At 68.0% G+C, this 15,454-nt stretch carries 16 protein-coding genes; 10 read left to right on the top strand and 6 right to left on the bottom strand.

The features are described from left to right. The 3 genes from PLC66_RS20520 to PLC66_RS20510 form a co-directional block, all read left to right on the top strand. Window positions 1-743: acetaldehyde dehydrogenase (acetylating) (locus PLC66_RS20520; protein WP_324543978.1), on the top strand; the 743-nt coding region annotated here is incomplete at its 5' end. A 26-nt stretch (window positions 744-769) separates the two neighbouring features. Then, window positions 770-1,795, top strand: coding sequence for a 4-hydroxy-2-oxovalerate aldolase (dmpG, locus tag PLC66_RS20515; protein ID WP_324543976.1), 1,026 nt, complete (start codon window positions 770-772; stop codon window positions 1,793-1,795). A 19-nt stretch (window positions 1,796-1,814) separates the two neighbouring features. Beyond that, window positions 1,815-3,155, top strand: a complete 1,341-nt coding sequence (locus PLC66_RS20510; RefSeq protein ID WP_324543974.1) for a spinster family MFS transporter — start codon at window positions 1,815-1,817, stop codon at window positions 3,153-3,155. Between the two features lie 30 nt (window positions 3,156-3,185). Here PLC66_RS20510 and PLC66_RS20505 read toward each other — a convergent pair whose 3' ends face one another. Beyond that, window positions 3,186-4,445, bottom strand: coding sequence for an Hsp70 family protein (locus PLC66_RS20505; RefSeq protein WP_324543972.1), 1,260 nt, complete (start codon window positions 4,443-4,445; stop codon window positions 3,186-3,188). A 176-nt stretch (window positions 4,446-4,621) separates the two neighbouring features. Here PLC66_RS20505 and PLC66_RS20500 point away from each other — a divergent pair, with 176 nt between their 5' ends. From PLC66_RS20500 to PLC66_RS20480, 5 genes are read left to right on the top strand one after another with little or no spacing between them, the layout of a single operon-like run. Beyond that, window positions 4,622-6,457 carry an NAD(P)H-dependent oxidoreductase subunit E gene (locus PLC66_RS20500; protein ID WP_324543980.1) on the top strand — a complete coding sequence of 612 codons (1,836 nt, stop codon included), beginning with the start codon at window positions 4,622-4,624 and terminating at the stop codon, window positions 6,455-6,457. Then, on the top strand, window positions 6,454-7,185 hold the full coding sequence (locus tag PLC66_RS20495) for a 2Fe-2S iron-sulfur cluster-binding protein (RefSeq protein ID WP_324543970.1): 732 nt from the start codon (window positions 6,454-6,456) through the stop codon (window positions 7,183-7,185). Before PLC66_RS20500 ends, PLC66_RS20495 begins: the two co-directional genes overlap by 4 nt. Next, window positions 7,185-7,727 carry an NADH-quinone oxidoreductase subunit B family protein gene (locus tag PLC66_RS20490; protein WP_324543969.1) on the top strand — a complete coding sequence of 181 codons (543 nt, stop codon included), beginning with the start codon at window positions 7,185-7,187 and terminating at the stop codon, window positions 7,725-7,727. The genes PLC66_RS20495 and PLC66_RS20490 overlap by 1 nt, the downstream gene beginning before the upstream one ends. Before the next feature lie 46 nt (window positions 7,728-7,773). After that, a complete protein-coding gene (locus tag PLC66_RS20485) occupies window positions 7,774-9,240 on the top strand; it encodes a Ni/Fe hydrogenase subunit alpha (RefSeq protein WP_324543967.1) in 1,467 nt (488 codons plus the stop codon). Continuing rightward, a complete protein-coding gene (locus PLC66_RS20480) occupies window positions 9,237-9,743 on the top strand; it encodes a hydrogenase maturation protease (RefSeq protein ID WP_324543965.1) in 507 nt (168 codons plus the stop codon). The genes PLC66_RS20485 and PLC66_RS20480 overlap by 4 nt, the downstream gene beginning before the upstream one ends. On the opposite strand, the gene radA is transcribed toward PLC66_RS20480, so the two are convergent. Continuing rightward, window positions 9,744-11,126 carry a DNA repair protein RadA gene (gene radA, locus PLC66_RS20475; RefSeq protein ID WP_324543963.1) on the bottom strand — a complete coding sequence of 461 codons (1,383 nt, stop codon included), beginning with the start codon at window positions 11,124-11,126 and terminating at the stop codon, window positions 9,744-9,746. A gap of 45 nt (window positions 11,127-11,171) precedes the next feature. Next, window positions 11,172-12,086, bottom strand: coding sequence for a LysR family transcriptional regulator (locus tag PLC66_RS20470; RefSeq protein WP_324543961.1), 915 nt, complete (start codon window positions 12,084-12,086; stop codon window positions 11,172-11,174). Between PLC66_RS20470 and PLC66_RS20465 the strand changes: the two genes are divergently transcribed. Continuing rightward, window positions 12,009-12,242, top strand: coding sequence for a hypothetical protein (locus PLC66_RS20465; protein ID WP_324543982.1), 234 nt, complete (start codon window positions 12,009-12,011; stop codon window positions 12,240-12,242). The genes PLC66_RS20470 and PLC66_RS20465 overlap by 78 nt on opposite strands. Window positions 12,243-12,283: 41 nt before the next feature. After that, entirely contained in the window at window positions 12,284-13,534 is a 1,251-nt protein-coding gene (gene lplT, locus PLC66_RS20460) for a lysophospholipid transporter LplT (protein WP_324543959.1), read from the top strand. A 25-nt stretch (window positions 13,535-13,559) separates the two neighbouring features. On the opposite strand, the gene PLC66_RS20455 is transcribed toward lplT, so the two are convergent. The 3 genes from PLC66_RS20455 to PLC66_RS20445 form a co-directional block, all read right to left on the bottom strand. Beyond that, entirely contained in the window at window positions 13,560-14,519 is a 960-nt protein-coding gene (locus tag PLC66_RS20455; RefSeq protein WP_324543957.1) for a uracil-DNA glycosylase, read from the bottom strand. Then, window positions 14,519-14,986: a ribosomal protein S18-alanine N-acetyltransferase gene (gene rimI / locus PLC66_RS20450; protein WP_324543955.1), complete on the bottom strand. Its 468-nt coding sequence runs from the start codon at window positions 14,984-14,986 to the stop codon at window positions 14,519-14,521. Before rimI ends, PLC66_RS20455 begins: the two co-directional genes overlap by 1 nt. A gap of 23 nt (window positions 14,987-15,009) precedes the next feature. Beyond that, on the bottom strand, window positions 15,010-15,454 hold a 445-nt coding region (locus PLC66_RS20445), incomplete at its 5' end, for a tRNA threonylcarbamoyladenosine biosynthesis protein TsaB (protein ID WP_503012250.1).

The raw sequence follows: 15,454 nt of genomic DNA, 5'->3' as shown, positions 1-15,454 counted from the left end.
GCCGCAAGTTGAATGAGCTGGGCGTGCTGATGATCGACCTCACACCGGCCGCGATCGGCCCCTTCTGCGTACCGTCGGTCAACCTCGTCGAGCAGGTCGGCTGGCCGTCGCCGGGCCGCTCCCAAGACGGCCAAGCCCCCTCGGGGGGCAGCGAACGCAGTGAGCGTGGGGGCCTGCTCTCCGAGATGAACGTCAACATGGTCACCTGCGGCGGCCAGGCCACGATCCCGATGGTCGCAGCCGTGTCCCGCGTGCAGCCGGTGGCCTACGGCGAGATCGTCGCCACCGTGTCGAGCAAGTCGGCCGGCCCCGGCACGCGCAAGAACATCGACGAATTCACCCGCACCACCGCCGGCGCGGTCGAGAAGGTGGGCGGCGCCAAGCAGGGCAAGGCGATCATCATCCTCAACCCGGCCGAGCCGCCGCTGATCATGCGCGACACGGTGCATTGCCTGACCGAGACCGAGCCCGACCAGGCCAAGATCACCGAATCGATCCACGCCATGATCCGCGAAGTGCAGAAATACGTCCCCGGCTATCGCCTGGTCAATGGCCCGGTGTTCGACGGCAATCGGGTCTCGGTCTTCCTCGAGGTCGAAGGCCTGGGCGACTACCTGCCCAAGTACGCCGGCAACCTCGACATCATGACCGCGGCCGGTGCGCGCACCGCCGAGATGTTCGCCGAGGAGATCCTCGCCGGGCGTCTCAAGCTCGAATCCAACCGCGCCACCATGGTGGCCTGAGCGGCGACCCGATCAAGGAGATGAACATGGAACTTCGCGGCAAGAAGATCACCGTCCACGACATGACCCTGCGTGACGGCATGCACCCCAAGCGCCACCTGATGACGCTCGAGCAGATGAAGAGCATCGCGGTCGGCCTGGACGAGGCGGGCGTGCCGCTGATCGAGGTCACCCACGGCGACGGCCTCGGTGGCAGCTCGGTGAACTACGGCTTCCCGGCGCACAGCGACGAGGAGTACCTCGGCACCGTGATCCCGCTGATGAAGCAGGCCAGGGTCTCGGCCCTGCTGCTGCCGGGCATCGGCACCGTCGATCACCTGAAGATGGCGCATGAGCTGGGCGTCTCCACCATCCGGGTGGCCACCCACTGCACCGAGGCCGACGTCTCCGAGCAGCACATCGGCATGGCCAGGAAGCTCGGCATGGACACCGTCGGCTTCCTGATGATGGCGCACATGAACAGCCCCGAAGGGCTGGTCAAGCAGGCCAAGCTGATGGAAAGCTACGGCGCCAACTGCATCTACGTCACCGACTCGGCCGGGCACCTGCTGCCCGACACGGTCAAGGCCCGCCTGGCGGCGGTGCGTGACGCCTTGAAGCCCGAGACCGAACTCGGTTTCCACGGCCACCACAACCTGGCGATGGGCGTGGCCAACAGCCTGGCGGCGCTCGAAGTGGGCGCCACCCGCATCGACGCCGCAGCCGCGGGCCTGGGCGCGGGCGCGGGCAACACGCCGCTGGAAGTGTTCATCGCGGTGTGCGACCTGATGGGCATCGAGACCGGCGTCGACGTGTTCAAGATCCAGGACGTGGCCGAGGACCTCGTCGTGCCGATCATGGACTTCCCGATCCGCATCGACCGCGACGCGCTCACGCTGGGTTACGCCGGCGTGTATGGCTCCTTCCTGCTGTTCGCCAAGCGCGCCGAGAAGAAGTACGGCGTGCCGGCGCGCGAGATCCTGGTCGAGATGGGCCGGCGCGGCATGGTCGGCGGCCAGGAAGACATGATCGAGGACACGGCGCTCAATCTGGCGCGCGTACGACAGGCATAGCGCGGAGTCCCCCAAGGCCATGCACGACACCTCTCCGTCCGCGTCCAGCCCCTTGTCTGCGTGGCGCACGCATGGCCTGCTGTTCCTGCTCGCCTTCCTGTACGCCGACAACTTCATCGGCCGCCAGATCGTTGCGGTGATGATCGAGCCGATCCGGCTCGAGTTCGGCGCCAGCGACACCTCGATGGGCCTGATCTCCGGCCTCGCCTTCGCCGCGGTGTTCGCCGTGCTGGGCCTGCCGGCGGGGCGCCTCGCCGACCGTATGCCGCGCACCCGCCTGCTCGCCCTGTCCAGCCTGTGCTGGGGCATCGCCACCATCCTGTGCGCGCTGTCGGGCAACTTCGTGCTGCTGGTGGTCGCCAGGATGCTGGTGGCGGCGGTCGAGGCCCCCGGCGCACCGGCGTCCCTGTCGCTGATCGCAGACCTGTACCCGCCACAGCGCCGTGCCTTCGCCATCAGCTGCTTCACCGCCGCACCCACCTTCGCCGCCATCCTGGCCTTGAGCCTCGGCGCCTGGCTGGTCGACCAGTACGGCTGGCGCACGAGCTTCGTCATCGTCGGCACGCCGGCCTTGCTGATCTCCGCCCTGCTCGCCTTCACCACGCGCGAACCCGCACGCGGGACCTGGGACGGTGGCGCCCGGGTCGAGCTTTCGAGCGGCCTGCTGGCCACAGTCGGCCAGCTGTGGGCCCACAGGCCGGTGCGCTACCTGATCCTCGCCAGTGCGGTCGCGACCCTCGGCGGCAACGCCTTCGGCATGTGGAACGCGACCTTCCTGGTGCGCTCGCACGGCTTGGAGCTGCGCCACGCCGGCCTGCTGACCGGACTGATCGGTGGCACGGCCGCCGGACTCGGGGTGCTGTTCAGTGGCTGGTTGACGGATCACCTCGGCAAGCGCAATCCGCACTGGCGCTTCCGCATCCCGCTTGTCGGCCACCTCGTGGGCCTCGTCACGCTCGCCGCCTACCTGAGCTGGCCAAGCGATGTGCTGACCTGGATCGCGGGCGTGCCGGTACCCACGGCGATGCTGTGGTGCGGCCTCAATGGCTTCTTCATGGTGTGGTGGCTGGGACCGTCCTTCAGCATGCTGACGACTCTGGTCGCGCCAGCCAATCGTGCCGTGGCCATGGCCTTGCAGACCATGCTCAGCACCCTGTGCGGCGTCGGCCTCGGCCCGGTGCTCACCGGCGCCCTCAGCGATCTGCTGCAAACGGCCTTCGGCATCGAATCGCTGCGTTATGCGCTGTTCTTCAGTTGTGCCGCCACCAGCATGGCGATCGTGTTGTTCCTGATCATGCGCGCATCGCTGTTGCGCAAGCAGGCCGCCCCCTGTGCGGCTGCGGCCCAGTCGGCCAGGTGACGCGCGTTCGACCCCCGGGATGGCCGGCGCTCAGCCATAGCGCCGGGCCGCCTCGACCGCGAGTCCGGCGCCGATGCTGCCATACAGGTCGCCCTCGACCCTGCGCGCGTTGGGGACCTCTGCCGCGATCCGGCTGCGAAGTTGCGGCACACCGCTGGCGCCGCCGGTGAAGTACAGCGTATCGATCTGATCGCGCTGCAGGCCCGAGTCGGCCAGCAAGGTGGCCACGCAGGCGCCGACGCGCTCGACCAGCGCTTCGGTTGCGGCCACAAAGGCGTCGCCGGTGAGCGTATGGGCGAGACCAGGCTCGAGACGCTCGAGCGCCAGCTGCGTGCTCGACGCCGCGGACAGGTCGATCTTCGCCTGTTCAACCTGCAGCGCCAGCCAGTGTCCCTCGCGCTGCCCGACCAGCCGGCACAGGCGATCGAGCTCGCGCCGGGCCAGGGCGTCGCGATAGATGTGCTGCAGGTCCGCCCACGCCTGGCGGCTGTAGGCGAAGTTGATGGTGTGCCAGGTGGCGAGCTGGAAGAAGACGCTGGACGGCACCTCTGCGCCGTTGCGCATCTTGCTGCGGTAACCCAGCAAGGGCATGACCGCCTCCAGGCTCAGGGCGCGATCGAAATCGGTCCCGCCGATATGGATACCGGCATTGCCCAGCAGGTCATCCTGACGGTCGTCGCGGCGCGCGCGCTCGGGCGACAGGCGGATGATGGAAAAGTCGGCCGTGCCGCCGCCGATGTCCGCCACCAGGACCAGTTCCTCGTTCGTCAGCGAACGCTCGTAATGCAGTGCGGCTCCGATGGGTTCGAACTGGAAGCTGATCTCCTGGAAGCCGACCTGGCGCGCGATCGCCTCCAGGGTATCCTGCGCCCTGCGGTCGGCGTCCGCATCCTCGTCGACGAAGCGCACCGGCCGTCCGAACACCGCATGCTCGAAGCGCCGGCCGGCCCCCTGCTCCGCACGCTGCTTGAGCTCACCGATGAAGCTCGCGAGCAGGTCGCGAAAGCCCAGCGCACGCCCGTGGACCTCGGTGTAGCCATCGATCAGGCTGCTGCCGAGCAGGCTCTTGAGCGAGCGCATCAGGCGGCCTTCGAAACCGTCGAGGTATTCCGCCAGCGCGGCACGACCATAGCTGGTCGTGTCCTCGTCGGCGTTGAAGAACACCGCCGAGGGCAGCGTGGGCTTGTCCTGCTCGAGATCGAGCAGCACGCGCTCGCCGGGTCGCAGCCAGCCGACGGTGGAGTTGGAGGTGCCGAAGTCGATACCGCAGGCGCGGGAGGGTTGATGCATTGCAGGGGCCACTGATGCTCGCCGGCCGGGCATGCTACCCGAGCGGCTTCCACATTCAAAGCCGGAGGCGACGCGGCCGCGCGATGGGCCCTGAGCGTGCGCCCTGACACGCGCCTGCAGCAGCTTGGGAGCATAATGTCAGCTAATTGGCAATGGCTGGGAGACGCCCCGTGGACATGACCGAGCTTGATCGCATCCTCGCGCATCACGAGCGCCAGCCAGGTCGATTGCTGCAGATCCTGATTGCCGTACAGGCGCAGTCCGGCTGGCTGTCTCCGACGGTGTTGACTCGCGTCGCCAGTGCGCTGGCGCTGCCAAGGGCCCGGGTCGAGAGCACGGCGGGTTTCTACAGCTTCCTGCACCTGCAACCGGCCGGTGAATACCGCATCCTGTTCTCCGACAACATCACCGATCGCATGCTCGGCAACCAGGCCTTGATGCAGGCGCTGTGCGAGAAGCTCTGGCTCGAGCCCGGCAAGGTGGCGGCCGACAAGCTGGTGAGTGTCGCCACCACCTCATGCACCGGCATGTGCGACCAGGGTCCGGCGGTGCTGGCCAACGGCCGCACGATCACGCGCATGACGGCCGAGCGGGTCGACGAGATGGCCCACCTGATCCGTCGCCGTGTCCCCATCGGAGACTGGCCGCCCGAGTGGTTCCACGTCGAGGACAACATCCGTCGGCGCGACATCCTCCTCGACCATGATCTGCAGCCGGGCGAAGCGCTGGCCGCGGCGCTCGACCGCGGCGCCACCGGCCTGCTCACCGAGATCGAACGCTCCGGCCTGCGCGGGCGCGGCGGTGCCGGCTTTGGCAGCGACATCAAATGGCGCTCGTGCCGCGATGCCTGGGGCGACGCGCACTACGTCATCTGCAACGCTGACGAGGGCGAACCCGGCACCTTCAAGGACCGCGTGCTGCTCAACAGCTACTTCGACATCGTGGTCGACGGCTTGTGCATCGCCGGCATGGCGATCGGTGCCAGCAAGGGCTTCATCTACCTGCGCGGCGAGTACCGCTACCTGCTCGATCGGCTGGAGACACGGCTTGCGCAGCGCCGCGAGCAGGGTCTGCTCGGGCGCAACATCCTTGGCCGCGGCTTCAGCTTCGACATCGAGATCCATCTAGGCGCCGGGGCCTACATCTGCGGCGAGGAGTCGGCGCTCATCGAGTCGCTCGAGGGCAAGCCGGGCAAGCCGCGGATCCGGCCGCCCTTCCCCGTCACCAACGGCTACATGGGCCAGCCCACCACGGTGAACAACGTCGAGACGCTCGCGCTCGCCGCCCTGATCGCGGTGAAGGGCGGCGACTGGTTCCACGCCATCGGCACACCCGCCTCGACCGGCACGAAGTTGCTCTCGGTGTCGGGCGACGTGGCCCAGCCAGGCATCTACGAGTTCCCGTTCGGCATCACGGTGGCCGAGGTGCTGGCGGCAGCCAGTGCGGGTGACATCCAGGCAGTGACCAGTGCAGGGGCGGCCGGTCACTGCCTGGATGCGACGGAGTTCGCGCGCCGGATCGCCTTCGAGGACGTCGCCACGGGCGGCTCGATCATGGTCTTCGACCGCAGTCGCGACATGTTCGATGTCGCGCGCAACTTCACCCACTTCTTCGCGCACGAGAGCTGCGGTTTCTGCACGCCCTGCCGTGTCGGCACGGCGGTGAATGCGCGCCTGATCGACAAGCTCGCCCTCAATCGCGGCTCGCCCTACGACCTCGACGAGATGACGAAGATGCACGACCTGATGCAGGGCGCGAGCCACTGCGGGCTGGGCAACACGGCAACGATCGCCCTCAACGACATGCTCGCCAAGTTCCGCCCCGCCTTCGAGCGCCGGCTGCATTCGCCCGACTACGAGCCCGCCTTCGATCTCAACGCCGCGCTGTCGATTGCGCGCCAGATGACCGGCCGCGACGACCCCGGGGCGCAGCTCGGCGACAACCTGAGCGCCATCGGTGAACATCGCGCCGCGGCCGGCGCGCCCTCTCCTGCCAAGGACGTGCAGCCATGAACAGCACCTTCATGCTCGACGGCGAGGAAGTCCCCTTCACGCCCGGACAAACCGTCATGCAGGCCGCCGCCGCGGCCGGCAAGTACATCCCCCACCTTTGCTGGCACCCGGACTTCGCCGCGCATGGCTCGTGCAAGCTGTGCACGGTGAAGATCGGCGGGCGCTTCGCCACCGCCTGCACGGTGCGCGCCGCGGCCGGTCAGGAGGTCGACAACCACACCCCGGAGCTCACGCACAAGCGCCGCACCCTGCTGCAGCTGCTGTTCGTCGAGGGTAATCACTTCTGCCCGTCGTGCGAGAAGAGCGGCGACTGCGCGCTGCAGGCCACGGCCTACGAGATGGGGATGTTGACGCCGCACTTCGACCACTTCTTTCCCGATCGCCCGGTGGACGCCTCACACCCCGACGTACTGCTCGAATTCAACCGCTGCATCATGTGCGAGCTGTGCGTGCGGGCGAGCCACGAGGTCGATGGCAAGGACGTGTTCGCCCTGTCCGGGCGCGGCACGGGGTCTCACCTGATCGTCAACAGCGAATCGGGCCGCCTCGCCGACACCGACTTTGCCGTTACCGACCGTGCGGCCGCTGTCTGCCCGGTGGGCGTGATCCTCAAGAAGCGCGTCGGCTTCGCCATCCCGATCGGCAAGCGCACCTACGACATCGCCCCCATCAGCGCCCAGCCGGCGGGTGGTCCGGACACAGGCAACAAGCTCGAGGAGACCCCCTGATGGCCCGCAAACTCAAGGTCGCGACCGTCTCCCTGGCCGGCTGCTTCGGTTGCCACATGTCCTTCCTCGACATCGACGAGCGCCTGCTGCCGCTGCTCGAGCTGATCGAGTTCGACCGCTCGCCGATTACCGACATCAAGCACTGCGGCCCCTGCGACATCGGCCTGATCGAAGGCGGCGTCTGCAACGCCGAGAACGTCCATGTGCTGCGCGAGTTCCGCGCCAACTGCAAGGTGCTGATCGCACTGGGCGCCTGCGCGGTCAATGGCGGCCTGCCCGCGCAGCGTAATCAGCTCGATGTGGGCGAGATCCTGCAGATGGTGTATCGCACCGGCCATGGTCTGGCGCCCGGCAGCGCGATCCCCAACGACCCCGAGCTGCCGCTGCCGCTCAACCAGGTCCATCCGGTGCACGAGGTGGTGAGGATCGACTACTTCCTGCCCGGCTGCCCGCCGTCTGGCGACGCGATCTGGGCCTTCCTGAACGAGCTCATCGCCGGGAAGGACCCGACACTCGGCCACGGCCTGCTGCAATACGACTGATCGACACGAGGCACGGGCTGCGCCGTGCCGACCAAGGACACATGCAATGAGCTTCGAACTCGAAACCGCCACCGTCGCCAGCGACCGCCTGCGCCGCGTCGCCATCGACCCCGTGTCGCGCGTGGAAGGCCACGGCAAGGTCACGATCCTGCTCGACGAGCACAACAAGGTGCACCAGGTGCGCCTGCACATCGTCGAATTCCGCGGCTTCGAGCGCTTCATCCAGGGCCGGCCGTACTGGGAAGTGCCGGTGATGGTGCAACGCCTGTGCGGCATCTGCCCGGTGTCGCACCACCTGGCGGCGAGCAAGGCGCTCGACCTCGTCGTCGGCGCCAGCCGGGTGACGCCCACCGCCGACAAGATGCGCCGCCTGATGCACTACAGCCAGATCCTGCAGTCGCACGCCCTGCATTTCTTCCACCTTTCCTCGCCCGACCTGCTGTTCGGCTTCGACTCCGAGGTCGGCCGGCGCAACATCGTCGGCGTGGCCGAGAAATACCCCGACATCGCCAAAAAGGGCATCCTGCTGCGCAAGTACGGCCAGGAGATCATCCGCCTCACCGCCGGCAAGCGCGTGCACGGCACCGGCGCGGTGCCGGGTGGCGTCAATCGTTCGCTGACCATCGAAGAGCGCAAGGATCTGCTCAAGGATGCCTACCAGATGATCGCGTGGAGCCGCGAGGCCGTGCGCATCATCAAGGAACTGCACCAGCAGAACCCCGCGCTCTACGACCACTTTGGCAGCTTCCGCTCGAGCTTCATGGGCATGGTCGCCCCCGACGGCAGCCTCGACCTCTACCACGGCGTGCTGCGCGCCAAGGACGCCGACGGCAGGATCCTGTTCGATCAGGTCGATTACCAGACCTATGACCGCCTCATCACCGAGGAGGTCAAGCCCTGGAGCTACATGAAGTTCCCCTACTTCACGGCCATGGGCCCCGAGCACGGCTGGTACAAGGTCGGCCCGCTCGCCCGCGTGCAGAACTGCGACAGCATCCCGACCCCCTTTGCCGAGCACGAGCGCCGCGAATTCGTCGCCTACGCCGGCGGCAAGCCGCTGCACGCCACGCTCGCCTACCACTGGGCGCGCATGGTCGAGATGCTGTTCGCCGCCGAGACCGTCAAGGAGCTGCTGCAGGACGACGACCTCTCCGGCACCGAGCTGATGACCAGCGGCGAACGCCGGCGCGAAGGCGTGGGCGTCATCGAGGCGCCGCGCGGCACCCTCTTCCACCACTACCAGGTGGGCGACGACGACCTCGTCACCATGGCCAACCTGATCGTCTCCACCACCAACAACAACCAGGCGATGAACACCGCGGTGCGCGAGGTGGCCAGGCAATACCTCGACGGCCAGGAGATCACCGAGGGCCTGCTCAACCATATCGAGGTGGCGATTCGCGCCTACGACCCCTGCCTGTCCTGCGCCACCCATGCGCTCGGCAAGATGCCGCTGGAGGTCACGCTGGTCGACGCCGAAGGCACGGAACTGGACCGGAAATACAAGCAATGAGCGCGCCGGTGCTGGTGTTCGGCTGGGGCAATCCCAGCCGCGGTGATGATGCGCTGGGGCCGCTGTTTGTCGAGGCGGTCGAGGCGATGAAGCTGCCCGGCGTCGAATGCCTCACCGACTTCCAGCTTCAGGTCGAGCATGCGCTCGACCTGCGCGGGCGCGAGCGGGTGCTGTTCGTGGATGCCTCGGCCGACGCGGCGCACCCCTTCACCATCGAGCGCATCGAACCCTCCCGCGATGCCTGCTTCAGCACGCATGCGGTGTCGCCGCAGGCCGTACTGCAGGTGTACTTTGACCTGGAGGCCGAGCCGCCTCCGCCGTGCTGGCTGCTGGCGATTCGCGGCGACGCTTGGGAACTCGGTACGCCCCCAAGCGCAAACGCCCGACACAACCTGCAGGCTGCGATCGAACACGTGAGCGGATGGCTGATGGGCAGCGGCGAAGGCGGATCCTGGCCAGGAGCTGGACGCATCGCCGCCGGCGACGATCGTCCAGCCGCATAGCTACGCCAGTTCGCGCAACTGCTCCAGCGCCTCTTCAACACGCTCCACCGCAATCACCCGCAAGCCCTCGATCGGCTGCTTGGGCGCATTCGCGCGCGGCACGATGGCCGTGTCGAAGCCGAGCTTGGCGGCTTCCTTCAAGCGCTCCTGCCCACGCGGCGCGGGGCGGATCTCACCCGCGAGGCCGACCTCGCCGAACACCGCCAGCCCGCGCTTGAGCGGACGGTCGCGCAGCGAGGACACGATCGCGAACAGGATCGCAAGGTCTGCCGCCGGCTCGGTGATCTTGACGCCGCCGACGGCATTGACGAACACGTCCTGGTCGAAGCACACCACGCCGGCGTGGCGGTGCATCACCGCGAGCAGCATCGCCAGCCGGTTCTGCTCCAGCCCCACCGACAGCCGGCGCGGGTTGGGGCTCTGTGATGAATCGACCAGGGCCTGCACCTCGACCAGCAGCGGGCGGGTGCCTTCCTGGGTGATCAGCACACAGCTGCCCGCCACCTCCTGCGAGTGCTGCGACAGGAAGATCGCCGAGGGGTTGGAGACGCCGCGCAGACCGCGCTCGGTCATGGCGAACACGCCCAGCTCGTTGACCGCACCGAAGCGGTTCTTGAACGCGCGGATCAGGCGGAAGCTGGAATGGGTGTCGCCCTCGAAGTACAGCACGGTGTCGACGATGTGCTCGAGCACGCGCGGACCGGCGAGCGTCCCATCCTTGGTGACGTGGCCGACCAGGATCAGGCTGGTGCCGCTCTGCTTGGCGAAGCGGGTGAGCTGCGCGGCGCATTCGCGCACCTGGGCGACCGAGCCGGGGGCGGACTGCAGGGTCTCGGAGTAGACGGTCTGGATCGAGTCGATGACCGCGACCCGCGGGCGCGCCGCGCGCAGGGTGTGCAGGATGCGCTCGAGGTTGATCTCGGCCAGCATCTGCAGCGGCGAAGATGGCAGTTGCAGGCGCTGGGCGCGCAGTGCGACCTGCTCGCCGGACTCCTCGCCGCTGACGTAGATCACCCCACTGGCGCCGGCCATGCCCGCCAGGTTCGACAAGGCCTGCAGCAGCAGGGTGGACTTGCCGATGCCGGGGTCGCCGCCGATCAGCACCACGCCACCGGCCACCAGTCCGCCGCCCAGCACGCGATCGAACTCGTCGAGCCCGGTCGGCTGACGCGGCTCCTCGCGCGGCTCGAGGGCGGACAGCGGTTGCAGGCGGGCGGTCTCGCCGGCCAAGGCGGCAAAGCGACTGCCCACCGCCGCGACGGCCGGCTCGAGCACGGTTTCGACGAGGGTGTTCCAGGCCTGGCACTGCGGACATTGCCCCTGCCAGCGCAGGGCCTGTGCCCCGCACTCGGTGCACACGAAGGCGGTCTTGCTGCGGGCCATCAGCCGCGGCGTGCCGTCGGCGCCGGAGCCTCAACGCGCACGCGTTCAGTCCTGCTCTTCAGCCGCCATGCGCACGAACTCCTCGCAGGCGTAATCTGCGAAGGCGGTGATGAGGCGGGAGCGGAACTTGTCGCGCGGCAGGATGACTTCCAGCGGCGTGTAGATGCGCGGTTCGAGCGGGACAGCCACCAGCCGGCCCTCCTCGACGTCGCGTCGGATGGCGCGCTGGGAGGCGATCGCAAAGCCGAGGCCGGCCGCCGCCAGCTGCTTGATCGTGGCCAGGCTACCGAGTTCGGCGCACAGGGTGATCTCGCTGCCGGCGATGCCGGCGGCTTCGAAGAACTCGTCGGCGATCTGGCGGATGCCGTTGCCCGGATCGCGGTCGATGAATGGGTGGCCGATCAAGTCCTTCGCGGACAGCGACGTGAACTTGGCGAGCGGGTGATCCGGACTGCAGATCACGAACAGCTCGTCGCGTGCTGCACTGCGGCGCTCGATCGTGTGCTGTTCGGTGGCGATCTCGATGAGGCCGATGTCGAGGTCGCGCGCGGCGACGCCGTCTTCGGTCAGTTTGGACGTGCCCACCACCACCCGCGGCAGCACGCGCGGGTAGCGGCGCTTGAAGCCCTCGAGGATCTGCGGCAGCCAGTAGGCGGCGATGGTCGTGCTGGTGCCGATCTTGATCTGGCCGGCAAGCTCGTCGGTGAGTTCGGACACCCTCGAATCGAGCTCGGCAGAGAGACCGAGGATCTTTTCGGCGTAGGCCAGCACCAGCTCGCCCGCGGGCGTGAGCGTGATCTTGCCGTGCCCGCGATCGAGCAGCCGCGTATCGAAGTGCTCCTCGAGCTGCTTGATCTGGAAGGTCACCGCGGGCTGCGTCATGTGGAGATGCTCGGCCGCCCGGGTGAAGGAGCCGTGCTTTGCTACTGCGTGGAAAACCTGAAGTCTGCGATCGGCCATGATGTGGATAAGTACGATTTATTTCCCGGAATTAAAGCACAAACAAGGGCATTCCGCGATGTCGGCATCACATTGTCCTCGAGTGCGCTGAAAGGTTGGCGGCACGGGCCTTTGCGGGATCTGCGCGGCGTCATCGCGGCACCCCTGGCTTCGTGATATAAACCGCGCTCCAGACCCGACATGCAAGCTCCCGGACGATGCCGCTCGGCTTCTACACGATCATGGCAGCGCAGTTCTTCTCTGCGCTTGCCGACAATGCCTTGCTGATCATCTCCATCGCCTTGTTGCGGGACATGGCGGCCCCGTCGGAATTCGAGCCCCTCCTCAAGCTGTTCTTCACCCTGTCGTACGTCGGCCTCGCGGCCTTCGTCGGCGCATTCGCCGACTCGATGCCCAAATGGCGGGTGATGCTGGTCAGCAACACGATCAAGATCGGTGGCTGTCTGATGCTGTTCCTCGGTGCCCACCCCCTGCTGGCCTACGCCGTGATCGGCCTCGGCGCCGCGGCTTATTCGCCCGCAAAGTACGGCATCCTCACCGAATACCTGCCGCACCGCCTGCTGGTCGTCGCCAACGGCTGGATCGAGGGCCTGACCGTGGGCGCCATCATCGTCGGCACGGTGATGGGCGGCGTCATGATCCGGGGCGACGTGTCCTCGGCGCTGATGGGGCTCGGCCTGCCCTTCGTGGACAACGCCTTCGAGGCGGCCGTGTTCGTGATCGGCTCGCTCTACCTCATCGCAGCCGGTTTCAACATGTTCATCCCCGACACCGGGGTTGACCACAAGCCGCTGAAGAACAACCCGCTCTACCTGATCCACGACTTCAATCACTGCCTGCGCCTGCTGTGGCGCGACAAGCTGGGGCAGATCTCGCTGGCGGTGACCACGCTGTTCTGGGGCGCCGGCGCAACCTTGCAGTTCATCGTGATCAAGTGGGCCGAGCACAACCTGGGCATGAACCTGTCGCAGGCCTCGATGCTGCAGGGGGTGGTGGCGCTCGGGGTGGCGGTCGGTTCGGTGCTGGCCGCGCGCTACATCTCGCTGCGCCAGGCGGTGCGGGTGATCCCGCTCGGCGTGGCGATGGGGGTCGGCGTGATGACCATGATCGGTGTCACCGAGGCCTGGGTGGCGATGTGCCTGATGGTGGTGGTAGGCGGCCTGGCCGGCTTCTTCGTGGTGCCGATGAACGCCCTGCTGCAGCACCGTGGCCATATCCTGATGGGTGCCGGCCACTCCATCGCGGTGCAGAACTTCAACGAGAACCTGTCGATCCTGGTGATGACGGGCGCCTATGCGCTGCTGATCATGCTGGGCCTGTCGATCAACGTCGTCATCGTGCTGTTCGGCGCCCTGGTGGCGGGGACCATGGTGATGGTCAAGCGCCGCCACGAGGCCAACCAGCGCGAGTTCGACAACGTCGCGCTGCTCGAAGACCGCCGCCACTGATCCGGACGAGGTCGGCGGGCGCCGCTCAGCGGCCGGCTGCGGCCTCGGCCAGGCAACGGCGCGCGAAGCACAGGTCTTCCCAGGCCTTGGCCTTGTCCTGCGGATTGCGCAGCAGGTAGGCCGGGTGGTAGGTCACGATGACCGGAATGCCATTGCGTTCGAAGCGCTTGCCGCGCGCAGCGGAGATGGCGACCTCGCGATCGAGCAGCGCCTGCGCCGCCGGCCGGCCGAGCGCGAGCAGCAGGCGCGGCTGCACCAGCGCAATCTGACGGTCGAGATAAGGCAGGCAGGCGGCCATCTCCCCGCGCTCGGGCGTGCGGTTGTGCGGTGGGCGACACTTGACGGCGTTGGCGATGTACACGTCCTCGCCCCGGCGCAGGCCGATGGCAGCCAGCATGTTGTCGAGGAGTCGCCCGGCCTGGCCCACGAAGGGCTCGCCGCGCTGGTCTTCCTCGGCGCCTGGGCCCTCGCCCACCAGCATCAGGCTCGCCTCGCGATCCCCCACGCCAGGCACCACCTGGCGGCGACGCTGGCACAGGCGGCAGGCCTGGCAGTCGCGCATGTCGGCTTCGAGCGCGTCCCAGTCCAGGCGGGCGATGCGGGCGGCACGGTCGCCGTCGACGGCCCCCGCGAGGGAAGACCCCGAAACAGATTCCGGCGCAGGCCCGTGGCGCGTGGGCGTCGCCTGGCGCGTGTGCGGCGGTGGACGATCTGCCGCCGTAGGCTGAGTGAGCGTCTCGTGCCTCGATGCAAGTGGCGCATCATCGAAAGGGGTGGCGGCAGCCGGTCTCGCCACGGGGGTGACGGCCTCGGGCACGCGCGTCGCATCGACCTCGAGAATCGGCACTGGCCCGGGCGGCTGGCCTGCTGCGGCATCCGCCTCTGCCTCATCGTGCGCCTCGGCCCGCGCCCGCAGGCGCCACACCGGGCCCAGACCCATTTCGCGCAGGACCGCATCGCGTCGAAGACGCTGGCTGGGTCGCATCACAGGGTCCGTCTCATCACGATGGCGTCCTCGCGACCGACGCCGGCGGGGTAGTAGCCGCGGCGGCGCCCGATCTCGTCGAACCCCATGCCACGGTAGAGCGCCTGCGCCGCATCGTTGGAGACGCGCACCTCGAGGAAGAAGGAGGTCGCGCCCTCCTTCGCAGCGCGCTCGCACAGGTGCTGCAGCAGGCGCCGGCCGTAACCGCGACGCTGCTCGGACACGGCGACCCCGATGCCGAGCAGATGGGCCTCGTCCAGCACCCGCAGCACGACGGCGTACGCAACGGGCTCACCGGCGACGCGCATGATCCACGCCTCATTGCCGGCTCCAAGCGCGTCCATGAAGTTGCCGCGCGTCCATGGATGTGCCTGCAGCGCCGCCTCCTGGGCGCAAACCCAATCGAGGTCGTCCGTGCTCATCGGCGCGATGCTGGCACCGGACAGGGTGGTGTTTGGATCGGTCATCCGCGCGACCCCGGCACCCTCCATCAGGCCCGCCCCCCGCGCGCCAGGCGCTCGGCGGTGGTGAGGGCCACCTTGTCGCGTACGTAGAGGGGCGCGGCGAGTTCGGGTGCCGCCAATTGCCCACGCTCGACCACGGTCGCACCGAGACGTGCAACCTCCTCGGCACGTGGCACGAGATCGGGCGCACAGCCGATGAGGCGACCGCGCAGGCGCGCCGCGAGCTCGTCGGGCCAGACCGAGAAGGCCGATCCCGCGGCAAACCAGTCGCCCGGTGGAAGTTCGACATCGAGGGGCGCACTGCACGCGTGCGCGCCGACGAGCTGGGGCATACCGGCCGCGTCACGCGCAAACGCAGCATGATAGACCTCGCCCATCCGCGCATCCGTGGCGACGAAGACCCTATCGGCCGCGCACTGCAGCGCGATCGCCTGCAGGCTGCTCACCGCCGCCACGCCCAGCCCCGCCGCG

Origin of the sequence: Thauera sp. (genome assembly GCF_035444905.1) — a bacterium.
Taxonomy (GTDB): domain Bacteria; phylum Pseudomonadota; class Gammaproteobacteria; order Burkholderiales; family Rhodocyclaceae; genus Thauera.
This window is presented reverse-complemented; position numbering and strand designations above follow the sequence as displayed.